This is a genomic window from Rathayibacter sp. AY1A5, assembly GCF_002930875.1.
In the GTDB taxonomy this organism is placed as follows: Bacteria; Actinomycetota; Actinomycetes; order Actinomycetales; family Microbacteriaceae; genus Rathayibacter.
In genome coordinates this window covers 97726-114039 of record NZ_PSTM01000006.1, presented here as the reverse complement: position 1 = coordinate 114039, position 16314 = coordinate 97726, and the positions used below count along the sequence as shown (strand labels likewise).

Sequence of the window (16314 nt, the reverse complement as noted above, 5' to 3'; positions counted from 1 at the left end):
GCTGGACGGTATACTCTCTCCGTTCTCCTCTGAAAGGTCGTCCCCGTGTCCGCGCGCACCGCTCCCGTCTCCACCCACGACACCGCCGGCGCCGCCGACCGGGTCGGGCGACGCGCCTGGGTGGCGCTCGCGGTGCTGATGCTCCCGGTGCTGCTGGTCTCGGTCGACAACACGGTGCTGAACTTCGCGCTCCCCTCGATCGCCGAGGATCTGGGCCCCTCCGGCACCGAGCTCCTGTGGATCGTCGACGCCTACCCGCTGGTGCTCGCGGGCCTGCTGGTGGCGATGGGCAGTCTCGGCGACCGCGTCGGGCGGCGGCGCCTCCTGCTGGTCGGCGCGGTCGGCTTCGCCGCCGTCTCGGTCGTGGCCGCGTTCGCTCCCACCGCCGCGGCGCTCATCGGCGCCCGCGCGGCACTGGGCTTCTTCGGCGCGATGCTGATGCCCTCGACGCTCTCGCTCCTGCGCAGCGTCTTCCCCGACCGCGACCAGCGCCGCCTCGCGATCGCGATCTGGGCGACCGGCTTCGCCGTGGGCTCGGGCGTCGGCCCTCTGGTCGGCGGCGTGCTGCTCGAGCACTTCCCCTGGGGGTCGGTGTTCCTGCTCGCGGTGCCCGTGCTGCTCCCGCTGGTCGTCCTGGTGCCGATCCTGGTGCCGGAGTCGCGCGACCCGCAGCCCGGCCCGGTCGACGTGGTCAGCATCCTGCTGTCGCTGGCGACCATGGCGCCGGTCGTCTACGCGGTGAAGTCCTTCGCCGAGCACGGGATCGACGCGGTCGGCGTCGCGGCGCTCGTCGTGGGCGTCGTCTCGGGCGTTCTGTTCGTCCGCCGCCAGCAGCGCCGGACCTCGCCGATGCTCGATCTCTCGCTCTTCCGCCGCGGCTCGTTCAGCGCGGCGATCGTGGTCAACCTCCTCAGCGTCACCGCGCTGGTCGGCGGGCTCTTCTTCCTCTCGCAGCACCTGCAGCTCGTGGTCGGGCTCTCGCCCCTGGAGGCGGGCCTCGTGCTCGTGCCGGGCCTCGCCGTGATGATCCTGGCCGGGCTCGGCGTGGTGCCGATCGCGCGCCGCGTCGCTCCGTGCCTCGTCGTCCCGGCCGGACTGCTGGTCTCGGCCGTCGGGTACATCCTGCTGGCCCTCGGCAGCGGGGCGCCCGGAGGAGCGTCCGCGCTCACCGTCGCCGTCGCCTTCGCGTTCCTCGGCCTGGGAATCGGTGCGGCCGAGACGGTGTCGAACGAGCTGATCCTGGCCAACGCGCCCGCCGACAAGGCCGGTGCGGCCTCCGCCGTCTCCGAGACCGCCTACGAGCTCGGCGCCGTCCTCGGCACTGCGACGCTCGGCACGGTCCTCACCGCCGTGTACCGCGGGGGAGTCGTGCTGCCCGAGGGTCTCGACGCCGCGCAGGCGCAGCGGGCCGGGGAGACCCTCGGCGGCGCCGTCTCGGTCGCCGGCGAGCTGCCCGCCGACTCCGCCGCGAGCCTCGTCGCGTCGGCGAGCGCGGCGTTCGACTCGGGCGTCGGCTGGTCGGCCTGGCTCGGTGTCGTCCTCGTGCTGGCCGCCGCCGCGGTCGGCGCCTGGCGCCTCCGCCGGAGCTGACGCTCCTCCTCTCCTCCCGAGGGAGGCCGCCCGGGACGCGCAGCGCCTCCCGGGCGGCCCTCGCCAGCCCGACGGGGGGCGCGTGCCCCGGACCGCGGCGCGGGCGGGCCGCGAGTACGCTGGGGGGACTCCGACCCCGTACGCCTGAGGACCGCCATGCCCCGCACCGTGAAGCTCGCCGTCATCCCCGGAGACGGGATCGGGCCCGAGGTGACCGCCGAGGCCGTCAAGGTCCTCGACGCCGTCACCGCCGACTCCGACCTGGTGCTCGAGACGACCACCTTCTCGCTCGGCGCCGCCCGCTACCTCGAGACCGGCGACGTCCTCACCGACGAGGACCTCGCGGCGATCGCGGGGCACGACGCGATCCTCCTGGGCGCCGTCGGCGGAGCACCGGGCGACCCGCGCCTCCGGGACGCGAACATCGAGCGCGGGCTGCTCCTGCGGCTGCGCTTCGAGCTCGACCACTACGTCAACCTGCGGCCCACCCGTCTCTACGCGGGCGTCCCCTCGCCGCTCGCGGCTCCCGGGGAGGTCGACTTCGTGGTCGTCCGCGAGGGCACGGAGGGCCCCTACGTCGGCACCGGCGGCTCGATCCGGCAGGGCACCCCGCACGAGGTCGCCAACGAGGTGTCGGTCAACACCGCCTACGGGGTCGAGCGCGTCGTCCGCCACGCGTTCGAGCTCGCCCGCACGCGCCGCTCCGGGCTGACGCTCGTCCACAAGACGAACGTCCTCGTCTTCTCCGGCTCGCTCTGGAAGCGGATCGTCGACGAGGTGGGGGCCGCCTTCGAGGACGTGGCCGTCGACTACCTCCACGTGGACGCCGCCACGATCTTCCTCGTGACCGACCCTGCTAGGTTCGACGTCATCGTCACCGACAACCTCTTCGGCGACATCCTGACCGATCTGGCCGGCGCGATCAGCGGCGGCATCGGACTCGCGGCCTCGGGCAACATCAACCCCGACGGCGCGTTCCCCAGCATGTTCGAGCCGGTCCACGGATCCGCGCCCGACATCGCCGGACGGCAGCTCGCCGACCCGACCGCCGCGATCCTCTCGGCGGCGATGCTGCTGGACCACCTCGGCCGGAGCGACGAGGCCGCCCGCGTCACCGCGGCCGTGACCGCCGACATCGAGTCGCGCGACGGCACTCCGCGCTCCACGGCCGCGATCGGCGACTCCGTCGTCGCTCGCCTCCGCTGATCCCCCGCAGAAGGACACCACCACGATGAGCACCGACTCCGCCCCCGCCGACCTCGCCTTCGAGGTGACCGCCGCCCCCGCGCCCCGCTCCGCCGAGGAGCGCGCCCGGATCCTCGCGAACCCCGGCTTCGGCATGCACTTCACCGACCACATGGTCGGCCTCCGCTGGACCCGCACGGACGGCTGGCACAGCGCCCGCGTCGAGCCCTACGGCCCGCTCGCGCTCGACCCCGCCGCCGCCGTCCTGCACTACGCGCAGGAGATCTTCGAGGGGATGAAGGCCTACCGCCACGAGGACGGCTCCGTCTGGACCTTCCGCCCGGAGGCGAACGCGCGCCGCCTGCAGCGCTCGGCCCGCCGCCTCGCGCTGCCGGAGCTCCCGACGGACCTCTTCGTCGAGTCGCTGCGGCAGCTGATCGCGGTCGACGGCGACTGGGTCCCCTCGGAGCCGGAGACCAGCCTCTACCTGCGCCCGTTCATGTTCGCGCAGGAGGCGTTCCTCGGCGTGCGCGCGGCCGAGGACGTCGGCTACTACGTGATCGCCAGCCCCGCCGGCGCCTACTTCTCGGGCGGGGTCGCCCCCGTGTCGATCTGGCTCTCCACCTCCTACGCCCGGGCGGGCAAGGGCGGCACGGGAGCGGCGAAGACGGGTGGCAACTACGCCTCCTCCCTCCTTCCGCAGCAGGAGGCCTACAGCCACGGCTGCGCGCAGGTCCTCTTCCTCGACTCGCAGGAGTCGCAGTGGATCGAGGAGCTCGGCGGCATGAACGTGGTGCTGGTGAAGAAGGACGGCACGCTGGTCACCCCGGAATCGGACTCCATCCTCGAGGGCATCACGCGCGACAGCGTCCTGCAGCTCGCCGAGGACCGCGGCCACCGCGTCGAGCGGCGCCGCGTGAGCATCGACGAGTGGCGCGACGGGGTGGCCTCCGGCGACGTGGTCGAGGTGTTCGCCTGCGGGACCGCCGCCGTGATCACCCCGATCGCCGAGCTCAAGGGCGAGGGCTTCTCCGTCGGCCGCGAGGGCGCGCCCGCCGGGGAGCTCACGATGTCGCTCCGCGAGGAGCTGACCGGCATCCAGTACGGACGCCGCGAGGACACGCACGGATGGATGACGAGGCTGGACGCATGAAGATCGCACGATTCGCCACGCAGCGCGACGGGGACAACGGGGGAGCGATCCACTTCGGGATCGTGGACGAGGACGACCTGGTCGTGCTCGCCGGCGACCCGATGTTCGCCGGGTTCGACACCACGGGGGAGCGCATCCCGATCGCGGAGGCGAAGCTCCTCGCGCCGGTGATCCCGCGCTCCAAGGTCGTCGGCATCGGGAAGAACTACGCCGACCACGCGGCCGAGATGGGCGGCGACGCCCCGGCGGAGCCGCTGGTGTTCCTCAAGCCGAACACGTCGGTCATCGGCCCGGACGAGGCGATCGTCCTCCCCGAGGACAGCCAGCAGGTGGAGTTCGAGGGCGAGTTGGCGATCGTGATCGGCGCCGTGGCCCGCAACGTCCGCGCGGAGGACTACGAGGACGTGGTCTTCGGGTACACGATCGCCAACGACGTCACCGCGCGCGACCTCCAGCGCTCCGACGGCCAGTGGGCGCGGGCGAAGGGCTACGACACCTTCTGCCCGCTCGGTCCGGTCATCGAGACCGAGTTCGTCTGGAACGAGAGCGCGATCGAGACGCGCGTCAACGGGCGCGTGCAGCAGTCGGGCAGCACCGGCGACATGATCCACGGGGTGCCCGAGCTCGTGGCCTACGTCTCGCGCATCTTCACGCTGCTCCCCGGGGACGTGATCCTCACCGGGACGCCCGCCGGCGTCGGGCCGATCGCGAACGGGGACACCGTCGCGGTGGACGTCGAGGGCATCGGCACGCTGTTCAACCCGGTGGTCGTCCGGCGCTGAGCCCGGGCCCTCCTCCGCGGAGGGACGAGCGCCTCCGGCCCGCAAGGATCCTCGGATCCGGCGGGCCGGACGCGTCCGAGCGGGACGTCAGTCGGCGCTCGCCGGGTCGCTGCCGACCGCGCCCTCGGTCTCGTCCGGCAGGTTGGCGTCGCCGGAGACGGTGTCCCTTCCGCTGTCGCCGTCGGTCACGGCGTCCGTGACACCGCGGTCGATCGCGGTGCCCCCGGGAGCGGCCCCCGCGGCGGAGGCGTCGGCCGCGTCCTCGCCGGGCAGCACCGTCTGCGCGCCGCCGGTGTTCGGGACGGCGTCGCCGCCGGATCCGGGAAGGTCCTCGTTCACGTTCTGGTCGGCCATGTCGGCTCCTCTCGTCGGGGCTCCAGCCCAGCACGCGACGGGCCCCTCCGCAGGACGTTGACAGCGCGGGGACGAGGGGGCAGAGGCGGGCCGCGAGGCCGGGCGACGCGCCTTCACCGTGCTCCCCGGCGCTGTCAAGCGGACTGCCTCCGGGGCCGTCTGGTCGTAGCGTCGAGCTATGAACTCCTCCCGCACCGACTCTGTCAGCCGCATCGCCCGGGAGGACTTCGGCTGGTCGTCGCTGCTCCCCGGTCAGCGCGAGGCGATCGAGTCGGCGGCCTCCGGGCGCGACACGCTGCTGGTGCTGGCGACGGGCGGCGGCAAGTCCGCGGTCTACCAGATCGCCGGAGCCGAGCGCGGCGGCGTCGTCCTGGTCGTCTCCCCGCTCGTCGCCCTGCAGGCCGACCAGCTCGCCGCGATCGAGGCGGCTCCGGCGGCCCCGCCCGCCGTCGCGATCAACTCCTCCCAGGGCGCCGCGGCCGTCGCCCGCGCCTGGGACCGGATCGACGAGGGCGGCCCGCTCTACGTGCTCCTGGCGCCCGAGCAGCTCGCCAAGTCCGAGAACGTGGCGCGCCTGGTGGCCGCGGGAGTGTCGCTCCTGGTCGTCGACGAGGCGCACTGCGTCTCATCCTGGGGCCACGACTTCCGCCCCGACTACCTCCGCCTGGCCGATGTGCGCGGCGAGCTCGGCGACCCGCCGGTGCTCGCGATGACCGCCACCGCCTCCGGGCCGGTGCGCGACGAGATCATCGAGCGCCTCCGGATGACCGACCCCGAGATCCAGGTGCACGGCGTCGACCGTCCGGAGATCCGGCTGGTGGTGCACCGCCACGAGAGCGAGAACGAGAAGCGCGCCGCCGTGGTCGAGGAGGCGCGCAGCTGGACGGCTCCGGGCCTGGTCTACGTCGCCACCCGCAAGGAGACGGAGGCCTACGCGGCCGACATCGCGGCGGAGGGGCGCCGGGTCGCGGCGTACCACGCCGGACTCAAGGTGTCCGAGCGCAAGGTCGTGCACGAGCAGTGGCGTGCCGGCGAGCTCGACGTCGTCGTCGCGACCTCGGCCTTCGGGATGGGCATCGACCGGGCCGACGTCCGCTTCGTGCTGCACGCGACGACCACCGAGTCGCTCGACGCGTACTACCAGGAGATCGGCCGCGCGGGCCGCGACGGCGAGCCGGCCACGGGCGCGCTGCACTACCGCGCCGAGGATCTGGGTCTCCGCCGCTTCTTCGCCAAGCGCTCGGTCGACAAGGCCGCGCTGCGCGTGATCTGGGCGGCCGTCTCGGAGCAGCCGGGGCTCGACACCGCGGCTCTCGCGAAGGAGCTGGGGAAGCCGGCCCGCACGATCGCCCGGATCGTCAACGATCTCGCGGACGCGGGGCTGGTGGAGACCGGGTCCGGTCTGCGCGCGACGCGCGAGGCCTCGGGCGACGAGGCCGTGCACGCGGTGAAGGAGGCTCTGGCCTCCCGCGAGCGGATCGCGGAGTCGCGCCTGTCGATGATGCGCGCCTACGCGGAGACCAGCCAGTGCCGCCGCCGGGTCCTGCTGGACTACTTCGGCGTGGAGTCGGCCGAATGGTGCGGCAACTGCGACGGCTGCGAGCGGCACGAGGCGAGCGGCGAGACCGTCGAGGCGCCCGTGGACGCCCCTCTGAGCGTCGACGAGTCGGTGGAGCACCGCGAGTGGGGCGCCGGCACCGTGATGAGCGTGGAGGCCGACCGGGCGACGATCTTCTTCGAGTCCGAGGGCTACAAGGTGCTGTCGTTCCAGGCGCTCGAGTCCGGCGTCCTGCGCGAGCGCGAGCACGCCTCCGCCTGACCCCGGCTCTCCGCGCCGGCCGATCGCCGGTCGCGGGACGCCGCTCCGGTACGGCAGGCACGGCGTGCCGTGCACCGGAGCGGCGTCCCGCTGAGGGTGGTCAGACCTTCGAGACGGCCGAGCTCACGTCGGTGGGCTTCTCGTAGTCGCCGTCCGGGATCGCACGGAGGGCCTCGAGGACGTCGCCGTCCGCGCCCTCCTTCTCGGCGGTCTCGACGATCGTGTCCTTCGAGGCGGGGTAGTCGATGCCCGAGAGGTACTTCTGGATCTGGATCGGGTTGGGTGCGTCCATCGTGCTGTCTTTTCGTCGCCTTGCTGAGTGTTACGAGTGCTCTTCGGCGAAGAGCCGGTCGAAGGCGTCGACGCGCCGGTCGGTGACCGTCGTGGGCGTCTCGAGGTGCACGGCGCCGCTGGGCACGAGGCCCGCGCCGCCGAAGCGCTCCATGACGCGCCACTGCGCGGCGACGTCCTCACCGCTGTGCTCCGGGGGCAGCTGCTCCCAGAAGTCGAAGCCGCCGACGGCCAGGAGGGCGTCGCGGCGGTAGAGGACGCACGCGCCCAGCCAGGCGACCCGGTACGCGCGCCAGGCGCCCTCCGGGACGTCGAGGCGGGCGGCGACGTGCGTGAGATTCGCCGCGTTGTGCAGCGGCCAGCGCTCGAACTCAGGGGTTCCGCGCCGCACCCGCTCGGGCTCCACGCGCTCCTCCCAGGTCTCGAACGACTCGGTCTCGTGAGGGCGCACGTCCTCGAGGTAGGACAGGCCCTGCACCGCGGAGCCGACGAAGCCGCAGTCGAGGCGCTCGAGGGCCTCGTGCAGCCGCGAGAGCGTGCCCGGCTCGAGCCACACGTCGTCGTCGAGGAAGAGGACGGCCGGGGCGGTGGCGAGGGAGAGGAGGTAGTGCCTCTGCTCCGCGAGCCCGCGCCGGGGCAGGTGCCGGCGGACCACCGGAGCCCGGCCCTGCGCCTCCAGCACGCGCAGCATCGCGAGGATCGTCGGGTCGCTCTCGGCGACCGCGTCGTCGGACTGGTCGCTCACGATCACGCGGAAGGGCGGGTCGTCCTGGGCGGAGAGTCCGGCGAGCGTGGCGGCGAGCTCGGCACGGCGGCCGACCGTCGGCACCAGCACGTCGATCAGCGGCTGCCGGGGAGCCTCCGGGACCCCCCAGCGCCCCGACCACCGGCGGCTGGTCACGGCGCGGCCGATCGGATGCGCTGGACCATCTCGGTCGTGGAGTGCTCCGAGACGTAGCCGACCGTGGTGACGACACCCCCGTAGGAGCGCACGACGGCCGCCTCCGCGAGCATGTCGGGGTTGTAGTCCCCGCCCTTCACGTAGACGTCGGGCTGCACGCGCTCGAGCAGCGGGATGGGGGTGTCTCCGCCGAAGAGCGTCACGTAGTCGACGCAGCCCAGCTCGGCGATCACGCCCGCGCGGTCGCCCTCCGGGTTGATCGGCCGTCCCTCGCCCTTCAGCCGCCGGACGGAGTCGTCGTCGTTCACCGCGACCACGAGCACGTCGCCGAGCTCGCGGGCCTGGCGGAGATACGCCGTGTGGCCGCGGTGCAGGACGTCGAAGCAGCCGTTGGTGAAGACCACGCGGCGACCGCGGCGCGCCTGCTCCGCGAGGACCTCGACGAGGGCGTCCTCGCCGAGCACGACGGCGCCGGGAGCGGCGAGGGAGGCGAGCAGGTCGTCGCCCGAGCAGACGGAGGTGCCGGGGCGCTGCACGACCACGTCGGCGGCGGCCTGCGCCAGATCGACGGCGGTGGCCAGGGAGCGGCCGGCGGCGAGGGCGAGGGTGGCGGTCGCGGCGAAGGTGTCGCCGGCGCCGGACGCCTGCTTCTCCTCCGCGGGCTGAGCGAAGGTGCGGCTGACCGTGCCGTCGGCGTCGAGGGCGGTGGAGCCGTCCCGGTCGAGGGTGACCACGACGTGCCGGGCGCCCGAGCGGGCGCGCAGGTCGTCCGCCGCGTCGCGCACGGCGGCGGCCCGCTCCGTCCCGCGGCCGAGGGAGCCGCCGAGCAGCCGCTCCGCCTCCTTGGCGTTCGGGGTGACGAGGTCCGGCCGGGCGAAGGCCCAGTCGGCGAGCTCGTGCGCGTCGATCACGAGGAGGCCGGGGCGCCCGACGGCGAGCAGGCGCTCGACGGCCTCGTGGAGGATCCCCGAGCCGTAGTCGCAGACCAGGACGGCGTCGGCGCCCGCGGCGGCCTCGGCGGCGGCACCGGCGAGCAGGGCCAGCTCGTCGTCGGCCGGGCGGTGCGGGCCGGAGTCGACGCGCAGCATCACGCTGTCGCCGCCGACCACGCGGGTCTTGATCGTCGTCGCGGCGCCGATGCGGACGACCCGGGAGGTGTCCAGGCCGGCCCGCTCGAGGGCGCGCACGAGCCGGTCGCCCTCGGAGTCGCGTCCGGCCACGCCGACCGTGCGGACGACGGCGCCCAGCGAGTGCAGGTTGGCGGCGGTGTTGGCGGCCCCGCCCGCGACGTCGACGACGTCTTCGAGCCGCAGGACCGGCGCGGGCGCCTCCCGCGTGACGCGCTCCGCCTCGCCGAGCCACCAGGAGTCGAGGATGAGGTCCCCGATCACGGCGACGACGGGCGGGCGCTCGTGGACGTGCGCCAGGAGGGCGCTCGCCCGCTGGAGCGCCGAGCCCTCGAGGCTCATCGCGCGCCTCCCGGCAGAACGGGCAGGCCGAAGTGCACGACCGTGGTGGTGGTCATCTCGTCGAGCAGCTCCGGGCCGTAGCCGAAGCCGGAGCCGGATGCTCCGCGGGGCTGGGCGCTGCCGCCCGGCGCTCCTCCGAAGACGCCGTTGACCTTGACGGTGCCGACCGGCAGCGTCGCCGCGGCCCGATGGGCGTGCTCCATGTCGGCGGTGAGGATCGAGGCGGCCAGGCCGTAGGGGCTCGCGGCGGCCAGGTCCAGGCCCTCGTCGAAGGAGTCGACGACGCGGATCGGCGCGACGGGCCCGAAGGTCTCCTCCGTCATCACCAGCATCGACTCGGTGCAGTCGGCCAGGACGGTCGCGGGGTAGAAGGTGCCGTCCCCGGGAGTGCCGCCGGTGAGGGCGCGCGCGCCGCTGCCGAGCGCCTCCGTGACGTGCTCGTGGACGGCGTCGCGCATGCGGGCGTCGACGAGGCGGGGGAGCGGGCCCGCGCTCCAGCGGTCGGCCTCGGCGACCAGCGCCGCCGTGAACGCCCCGGCGATGTCGCGGTGCACGTAGATCCGCTCGACGGAGGTGCAGATCTGGCCGGCGTTGGCGAAGGCGCCCAGCGCGGCCTGCTCGGCGGCCCAGACCGGGTCGACGTCGCGGTCGACGACGAGCGCGTCGTTGCCTCCGTTCTCGAGGATCACGTGCGCGCCGGTGACGGCGGCGACCCGGGCGACCGCGCGGCCGGTGGCGGTCGAGCCGACGTGGGCGAGGACGTCGACGCCCTCGGTGCGCGCCAGCTCGTCGCCGACCGCCCCGTCGCCCTCGACCAGGGTCAGCACGCCCTCGGGCAGCGTCTCGGCGAGGATGCTCGTGAAGAGGGCGCCCGTGCCCGGGCTGCGCTCGCTCGGCTTGTGCACGACGACGTCCCCGGAGACGATCGCGGCGCCCAGGAGGCCCGCGGCGACGGCGACCGGGTCGTTCCACGGAGTGAGGGCGAGCACGACACCGCGCGGGTGCGGCAGGGCGAGATCGACGTTGAGGGCCCCTCCGCGCAGGCTCCTCCCGCGGTGCAGCGGGCCGAGCTCGGCGTACTGGAGCAGCGTGTCGACACCGGCGCGGACGCCGCCCAGGGCGTCGCCGGCGGGCTTGCCCGTCTCCTGCGTGTTGAGGTCGGCGAGCTCCTGCTCGCGCTCGGCCACGCGGTGGGCGGCGGCACGGAGCAGGGCGCCGCGCTCGGCGGGCGCGGTGGCGGCCCACGCGGGGAACGCGGTCCGCGCGCGGCGGACGGCGTCGGCGGCGGTCGTGGCGGGGGTCGTGATGTCGATGGTCACGGTCACCTCTCGGTCGGGGGCGCCCGCGGAGTGGCGGACGCATCCGTCCGGTACCCGGGTGGTGCGCGCCTAGACACGCCGCCTCCGGAATCCGCCCCCGGATCGGCGACGGGCTCGCCCCCGATCCGGTTTCGGATCGGCCCCGGCGGGGAAGTGGAGGAGTGCACCGTCCCCGGAGCGGCGCACGCGCGCCCTCCGCACCTGAGAGGAACCCGTCGTGGTCGCCATCGCCCCCCTCCGAGAGCCCTTCGCCGGAGTCGAGAGGATCGCCGTCCTGCGCGGCGGCGGACTCGGCGACCTGCTGTTCGCGCTGCCCGCCGTCGACGCCCTCGCGGCCGCCTACCCGGGAGCCGAGATCACCCTGCTCGGGACGCCCGCGCACCGGGTCCTGCTGACGGGCGTCGAGTCGCCGATCGCCGACGTCGAGATCCTGCCGGTGGCGCAGGGCGTCCGCGACGGAGAGGGGGAGGACCCCCGGGTCGTCGAGGACTTCACCGAGCGGATGCGCGCGCGCCGCTTCGACCTGGCCGTGCAGCTGCACGGCGGCGGGCGCTACTCCAACCCGTTCCTCCAGCGCCTCGGCGCGCGCCACACGGTCGGGTCGCGCACCGACGACGCCGCGGAGCTCGAGCGCACGATCCCCTACGTCTACTACCAGCACGAGATGCTGCGGGCGCTCGAGATCGTCGGGCTGGCAGGAGCGCCCGCGACACGCCTCGAGCCGGCGCTCGCCGTGGATCCGGAGCGGCGGGACCGCCTCGCCGCGGCGCTGCCCGCGGGCGGCCCGCTGGTGCTGATCCACCCCGGCGCGACCGATCCCCGCCGGCGCTGGCCCGCCGCCTCCTTCGCCGCCGTGGCGACGGAGCTGCTGGCGGACGGCGCGCGCGTGCTGGTGGTGGGCGACGCCTCGGACGTGCCCGCCGCCGACGAGATCGTCGCCGGGGCGCCGGGAGCGGTCTCCTGGGCGGGCGTCGTGGACCTCCCGGACCTCGCTCCGCTGCTCTCGCTCGCCGACCTCGTACTCGGCAACGACTCCGGACCCCGCCATCTCGCCGCCGCGGTCGGCGCTCCGACGGTCGGGATCTTCTGGGTGGGCAACGCGATCAACGCCGCGGCCCTCGGGCGGCAGCGCCACCGGGTGCAGCTGAGCTGGACCACGCACTGCCCGGTCTGCGGGCGCGACGCCACGCAGGTCGGCTGGACCGCTCCGCGCTGCGAGCACGACGTCACGTTCGTCGGCGACGTGGGCGTCGAGGCGGTGCTCGAGGACGTCCGCGGGGTGCTCGCCTCCACCCGCTGAACCGCGAGACGCCGCCTCGGTACGCGACGCGCCGGGGCGTGCGGACCGAGGTGGCGTCTCGCGGCGGGGGATCCGGGGCGCGCCCGGATCAGCGGATCACGGCCAGGACGGCTCCTCCTCGTGCGTGATGACGAGCTCGCGGACCTCGCAGCCGCGCGGCTGGCCGAGGACGAACATGACGGCGTTCGCCACGTTCTCCGGGTCGTTCAGCAGCGCGTCCGGACCCGGCTTGTACTGCTCGTCGCGGTCGTCGAAGAAGCGCGTCTTCATGCCCGACGGGATCAGCGTGGTCACGCCGATCTCGCCCTTGGTCTCGGCCGCGAGCGCGCGGGTGAAGCCGAGCACGCCGAACTTCGAGGCGCAGTACGCGGTCGCGTCCGAGACGGCCTTGATCGCGAGCGAGGAGGCGACGGTGACGACGCGGCCGTGGGTCTCGGTGAGGAAGGGCAGCGCCGCGCGGACGACGGCCGCGGTGCCGAGGAGGTTCACGGAGATGACCCGCTCCCACTCCTCCGGCTCCACGTCGACGAGGCGGCCGCAGCGGTCGATGCCGGCCGCGGTCACGACGGCGTCGAGCCCGCCGTGCTCGCGGGCGATCTCGACGACCGCCTTCTCGGCCTCGCGGGTCTTCGCGACGTCGACCTGGTAGGCGGCGACGCCCTCCTTCACCGACGAGACGTCGCGGTCGAGCACGATCGGGGTGCCGCCGGCGGCGGTGACCGCGGCGGCGACGGCCGCACCGAGCCCGGAGGCTCCTCCGGTGATCAGGACGCGGCCGACGGGGGTGGGAGTGGTGCTCATGGTTTCCTTCCGGGGGTGGTCTGCGGGCCTCGTGGGCCGCGGGTCAGCCGACGCGCGCGAGCGCGGCGGCGAGATGGGTGGTCGAGCGGCCGGGGTGGTACGGCACGGTCAGGACCCGGCCGCCCCACTCCGCCACCGTCGCCGTCTCGGGGAGGGACTCGGCGGAGTAGTCGCCGCCCTTCACCCAGACGTCGGGGCGGATGCGGCGCAGCGCCTCGTCCGGCGTGTCCTCGCCGAAGACCAGCACGGCGTCGACGCACTCGAGCGCGAGCAGCAGGTCGACGCGGTCGTCCTCGGGGATGATCGGCCGCGCCGCGCCCTTGAGGCGCCGGACGGAGTCGTCCGAGTTGAGGCAGACGATCAGGCAGTCGCCGAGAGCGCGTGCCGCGGAGAGGGTGCGGGCGTGGCCGGCGTGGAGCAGGTCGAAGCAGCCGCCCGTCGCGACCACCGTTCCTCCTGCCGCGCGGACGGACTCGGCGACGCGCAGGGCGTCCACCCCGCCGCCGTGGAGGGGTGCGGGGTCGGCGGGAGCGGAGAGGGAGGCGACCCCTCCCGCGAGGAGGTAGGCGCCGGCCGCGGCGACCGCCGCCTGCACCGCCTCCGACGTGCTCGCACCCTCGGCGAGGGCGACGGCGGCGGAGGCGGCGAACCGGTCGCCCGCGCCGCACGGGTCGGTGGGCGGCACGGCGACGGCCGGTGCGACGACCGGGACGCCGGCGCCGCGGGAGCGCAGCAGGGCGCCGGAGGATCCCATCGTCACGGTGACCGCACCGCAGCCCCAGCGCTCGAGGAGGGTGGTCCCGGCGGACTCGGCGCGCGTCACTCCGCGGCCGACGGCTCCCGAGAAGGCGGTGGCCTCGGCCAGGTTCGGGGTGGCGAGGGAGGTGGCGGCGACCGGCTGCGAGCCGCGCGGGTGCGGATCCCACACCAGCGGCACGGTGAGCGCGTCGAGCGCCGTGCGGAGCGACGGCTCCTCGGTCAGGCGGCGGCCGTAGTCGGCGACGATCACGGCGTCGGCGTCGGCGAGCGCGGCGAGCATCGCGTCGGTGACGCCGGGGACGGGCGGCGTCTCGCAGCCGCGGTCGATCCGCACGACGGCCTGGCCGGAGGCGGCGACGCGGGTCTTCACCGGCGTCGCCGCTCCCGAGGGCCCGGCGACCAGGCGGACGCCGGACAGCTCGGCGCGCAGCTCCGCCACGTCCGGATCCGAGTCCTCGGCGAGCGCGGTCACCAGCGTCACCTCGTGCCCGTCGCGGGCGAGCATCCGGGCGACGAGCCCGGCACCGCCGGCGCGGGCGCTGCGGGCCGACACGTCGACCACGGGGACGGGGGCGTCCGGGCTCAGCCGCTCGGCGGGTCCGGAGAGGTCGACGTCGAGCATCACGTCGCCGACGACGACGAGGCGCAGGCGGCTCACGAGGCGGCCGCCGTCCGCGCGCGGATCCGGTGCTCGAAGGCCCGGCATAGCGCGTGCACGAGCACCAGCTGCGCCTCCTGCACATTGGAGCCGTGGCCCTCGAGGGCGATCGCCTCGTCGCAGAGCTCGGTGAGCGGGTTCGGCCCCTCGCCGGTCAGCGCCCACGACCGGGCGCCTGCCGCACGGGCGGCCTCCGCGGCGTGGAGGAGGTTCGCGCTGCGTCCGCTGGTGGAGAGCAGCACCACGACGTCCCCCGCCCGGGCGTGCGCGGTGACCTGGCGCGAGAACACGTGGTCGAAGCCGTAGTCGTTGCCGATCGCGGTCAGGCTCGACGTTTCTGCGTGCAGCGAGATGGCGGAGAAGGGGACGCGGTCGCCGTCGAAGCGGCCGACGAGCTCGGCGGTGAGGTGCTGCGCCTCGGCCGCGGAGCCGCCGTTGCCCGCGGCGAGCAGGCGCGCGCCGGAGTGCAGGCGGTCGGCGAGCTCGACGCCCCAGGCGGCGATCCTGTCGGAGTGGCGCTCCAGCTGCGCGACCGCGTCGAGCGCGCGCGCCACGTGGTCGTCGACGAGGCGCCGGGCGGCGTCGGCCGGGGTGTCCAGAACGGTGTCGATGGTCGCGGTGTCGATGGTCATCGTCGCGGAGCCGCCTTCCGGGTGGTGGGGGATGAGGGTGCGCTCGTGGCGCCGGTGAGGAGCGACTCGTCGCCGAGGCCGGCGAGGGTCGTGACGTAGGCGCGCTCGGTGTCGGCGGCGACGCGATCCCAGGAGTAGCGGGACTCGACGCGCTCGCGGCCGGCGGCCCCGTAGGCGCCGGCGCGGTCGGGGTCCTCCAGCAGCGAGCCGAGGGCGGCGGCCAGTGCGACCGGGTCGCGCGGAGGCACGTGGACCCCGGTGACGTCCTCGACCACGGTGTCGATCAGGCCGCCCACGGAGGAGGCGACGACCGGCACGCCGCAGGCCATCGCCTCGAGCGGAGTGATGCCGAACGGCTCGTACCAGGGCGCGCAGACCACGACGTCGGCCGAGCGGAGCATCGCGGGCATCTCGGTCTGCGAGAGCTGGCCGACGAAGTCGACGCGGTCCGCGACGCCGAGGCTCTCGGCCACGCCGTGCAGCCGCTGGTACTCGGGGTCCGCGGTCAGCGCGTCGCCGGAGCCGGAGCCCCCGACGACGACGAGCTCGGCGTCGTGGCCGGCCGCGACCAGGTGCGCGAGCGCCTCGATCGCGATGCCCATGCCCTTGCGCGGCACCAGGCGTCCGATGGTCATCAGCCGCGAGCGCTCGCTGCGGGGCGCGACCGGGCCCTCGACCGAGAACCGGTCGATGTCGACTCCGCAGGGCACCACCGAGATGCGCGAGGTCGGCACGCCGAGCCCCTTGAGCTCGAAGGCCTCGTCCGAGCAGGTGGCGACGACGCCGTCGGCCTTCTGGCCCACTCCGGGCTCGAGCCAGGCGCGCTCCTCGGGGCTGGTGTCGAGCGCGCCCTGCTGGCGGCGCTTGACCACGCCCAGCGCGTGGAAGGTGTGGAGGACGGGCACGCGCCGACCCGTGGCGCGCTCCACCCGCTCGGAGGCGTCGAGCGCGGCGACCCCGGACATCCAGAAGTGGCTGTGCACGAGGTCCGGCCGCTCCTGCAGCCACTCCTCGGCGAGGTCGACGGCGAAGTCGCCCATGAAGGGGAGCAGCTCGTCCTTGGACACCCGGCGCGGCGGTCCGGCGTCGATGTGCACGACCTCGACTCCCGAGGTGAAGGGCACGCGCCGGGGGAGGGAGGGGTCGTCGCGGCGGGTGTAGACGACGACGCGGTGGCCGCGGCGTGCGAGCGCGTCGGCGAGCGCCGCCACGTGGACGTTCTGGCCGCCGGCGTCGACGCCGCCGAGGGTCGCCAGCGGGCTCGCGTGCTCCGAGACCATGGCGATCGTCAGCGCGGGCGC

General features: G+C 74.8%; 15 protein-coding genes. 6 read left to right on the top strand and 9 right to left on the bottom strand.

Annotated elements, in window-relative coordinates:
- The first annotated feature begins 45 nt into the window (after nucleotides 1-45).
- The 4 genes from C5B98_RS05860 (at nucleotide 46) to C5B98_RS05845 (ending at nucleotide 4710) form a co-directional block, all read left to right on the top strand.
- Nucleotides 46-1590, top strand: coding sequence for an MFS transporter (locus C5B98_RS05860; protein ID WP_258063445.1), 1545 nt, complete (start codon nucleotides 46-48; stop codon nucleotides 1588-1590).
- Between the two features lie 156 nt (nucleotides 1591-1746).
- A complete protein-coding gene (locus C5B98_RS05855; protein WP_104327446.1) occupies nucleotides 1747-2796 on the top strand; it encodes a 3-isopropylmalate dehydrogenase in 1050 nt (349 codons plus the stop codon).
- 25 nt (nucleotides 2797-2821) lie between these two features.
- Nucleotides 2822-3928, top strand: a complete 1107-nt coding sequence (locus C5B98_RS05850; protein WP_104226252.1) for a branched-chain amino acid aminotransferase — start codon at nucleotides 2822-2824, stop codon at nucleotides 3926-3928.
- Nucleotides 3925-4710, top strand: coding sequence for a fumarylacetoacetate hydrolase family protein (locus tag C5B98_RS05845; protein ID WP_104233223.1), 786 nt, complete (start codon nucleotides 3925-3927; stop codon nucleotides 4708-4710). The genes C5B98_RS05850 and C5B98_RS05845 overlap by 4 nt, the downstream gene beginning before the upstream one ends.
- A gap of 87 nt (nucleotides 4711-4797) precedes the next feature.
- Here C5B98_RS05845 and C5B98_RS05840 read toward each other — a convergent pair whose 3' ends face one another.
- On the bottom strand, nucleotides 4798-5064 hold the full coding sequence (locus tag C5B98_RS05840; RefSeq protein ID WP_104327445.1) for a hypothetical protein: 267 nt from the start codon (nucleotides 5062-5064) through the stop codon (nucleotides 4798-4800).
- A 178-nt stretch (nucleotides 5065-5242) separates the two neighbouring features.
- Here C5B98_RS05840 and C5B98_RS05835 point away from each other — a divergent pair, with 178 nt between their 5' ends.
- A complete protein-coding gene (locus C5B98_RS05835; protein ID WP_104327444.1) occupies nucleotides 5243-6883 on the top strand; it encodes a RecQ family ATP-dependent DNA helicase in 1641 nt (546 codons plus the stop codon).
- 100 nt (nucleotides 6884-6983) lie between these two features.
- Here C5B98_RS05835 and C5B98_RS05830 read toward each other — a convergent pair whose 3' ends face one another.
- Genes C5B98_RS05830 through C5B98_RS05815 form a run of 4 tightly spaced genes read right to left on the bottom strand, consistent with a single transcriptional unit; the run spans nucleotide 6984 to nucleotide 10863 of the window.
- Nucleotides 6984-7175, bottom strand: a complete 192-nt coding sequence (locus C5B98_RS05830) for a DUF2795 domain-containing protein (protein WP_104223528.1) — start codon at nucleotides 7173-7175, stop codon at nucleotides 6984-6986.
- Nucleotides 7176-7205: 30 nt separating this feature from the next.
- A complete protein-coding gene (locus tag C5B98_RS05825; RefSeq protein ID WP_219814429.1) occupies nucleotides 7206-8075 on the bottom strand; it encodes a glycosyltransferase family A protein in 870 nt (289 codons plus the stop codon).
- On the bottom strand, nucleotides 8072-9544 hold the full coding sequence (gene rfaE2 / locus C5B98_RS05820) for a D-glycero-beta-D-manno-heptose 1-phosphate adenylyltransferase (RefSeq protein WP_104327443.1): 1473 nt from the start codon (nucleotides 9542-9544) through the stop codon (nucleotides 8072-8074). Before rfaE2 ends, C5B98_RS05825 begins: the two co-directional genes overlap by 4 nt.
- Nucleotides 9541-10863 carry an aldehyde dehydrogenase gene (locus tag C5B98_RS05815; protein ID WP_258063444.1) on the bottom strand — a complete coding sequence of 441 codons (1323 nt, stop codon included), beginning with the start codon at nucleotides 10861-10863 and terminating at the stop codon, nucleotides 9541-9543. The genes rfaE2 and C5B98_RS05815 overlap by 4 nt, the downstream gene beginning before the upstream one ends.
- Nucleotides 10864-11080: 217 nt before the next feature.
- Between C5B98_RS05815 and C5B98_RS05810 the strand changes: the two genes are divergently transcribed.
- The gene (locus tag C5B98_RS05810; protein WP_104223525.1) at nucleotides 11081-12163 is read left to right on the top strand and encodes a glycosyltransferase family 9 protein; all 1083 of its coding nucleotides are present in this window, start codon (nucleotides 11081-11083) and stop codon (nucleotides 12161-12163) included.
- Between the two features lie 96 nt (nucleotides 12164-12259).
- Here C5B98_RS05810 and C5B98_RS05805 read toward each other — a convergent pair whose 3' ends face one another.
- The 4 genes from C5B98_RS05805 to C5B98_RS05790 are packed head-to-tail and all read right to left on the bottom strand — an operon-like array spanning nucleotide 12260 to nucleotide 16305.
- On the bottom strand, nucleotides 12260-12964 hold the full coding sequence (locus tag C5B98_RS05805) for an SDR family oxidoreductase (RefSeq protein ID WP_104223524.1): 705 nt from the start codon (nucleotides 12962-12964) through the stop codon (nucleotides 12260-12262).
- Nucleotides 12965-13007: 43 nt separating this feature from the next.
- Nucleotides 13008-14372: a PfkB family carbohydrate kinase gene (locus C5B98_RS05800; protein WP_104327476.1), complete on the bottom strand. Its 1365-nt coding sequence runs from the start codon at nucleotides 14370-14372 to the stop codon at nucleotides 13008-13010.
- A 5-nt stretch (nucleotides 14373-14377) separates the two neighbouring features.
- The gene (locus C5B98_RS05795) at nucleotides 14378-15013 is read right to left on the bottom strand and encodes an SIS domain-containing protein (RefSeq protein ID WP_104223523.1); all 636 of its coding nucleotides are present in this window, start codon (nucleotides 15011-15013) and stop codon (nucleotides 14378-14380) included.
- A complete protein-coding gene (locus C5B98_RS05790) occupies nucleotides 15010-16305 on the bottom strand; it encodes a glycosyltransferase (RefSeq protein WP_104327475.1) in 1296 nt (431 codons plus the stop codon). Before C5B98_RS05790 ends, C5B98_RS05795 begins: the two co-directional genes overlap by 4 nt.
- Between the last annotated feature and the right edge of the window lie 9 nt (nucleotides 16306-16314).

Bases quoted from the DNA above. Each gene is read 5' to 3' on its own strand.
- C5B98_RS05830 (WP_104223528.1), bottom strand. From the start codon at position 7,175: ATGGACGCACCCAACCCGATCCAGATCCAGAAGTACCTCTCGGGCATC.
- C5B98_RS05850 (WP_104226252.1), top strand. From the start codon at position 2,822: ATGAGCACCGACTCCGCCCCCGCCGACCTCGCCTTCGAGGTGACCGCC.
- C5B98_RS05835 (WP_104327444.1), top strand. From the start codon at position 5,243: ATGAACTCCTCCCGCACCGACTCTGTCAGCCGCATCGCCCGGGAGGAC.
- C5B98_RS05855 (WP_104327446.1), top strand. From the start codon at position 1,747: ATGCCCCGCACCGTGAAGCTCGCCGTCATCCCCGGAGACGGGATCGGG.
- C5B98_RS05845 (WP_104233223.1), top strand. From the start codon at position 3,925: ATGAAGATCGCACGATTCGCCACGCAGCGCGACGGGGACAACGGGGGA.
- C5B98_RS05840 (WP_104327445.1), bottom strand. From the start codon at position 5,064: ATGGCCGACCAGAACGTGAACGAGGACCTTCCCGGATCCGGCGGCGAC.
- C5B98_RS05805 (WP_104223524.1), bottom strand. From the start codon at position 12,964: ATGAGCACCACTCCCACCCCCGTCGGCCGCGTCCTGATCACCGGAGGA.
- rfaE2 (WP_104327443.1), bottom strand. From the start codon at position 9,544: ATGAGCCTCGAGGGCTCGGCGCTCCAGCGGGCGAGCGCCCTCCTGGCG.
- C5B98_RS05795 (WP_104223523.1), bottom strand. From the start codon at position 15,013: ATGACCATCGACACCGCGACCATCGACACCGTTCTGGACACCCCGGCC.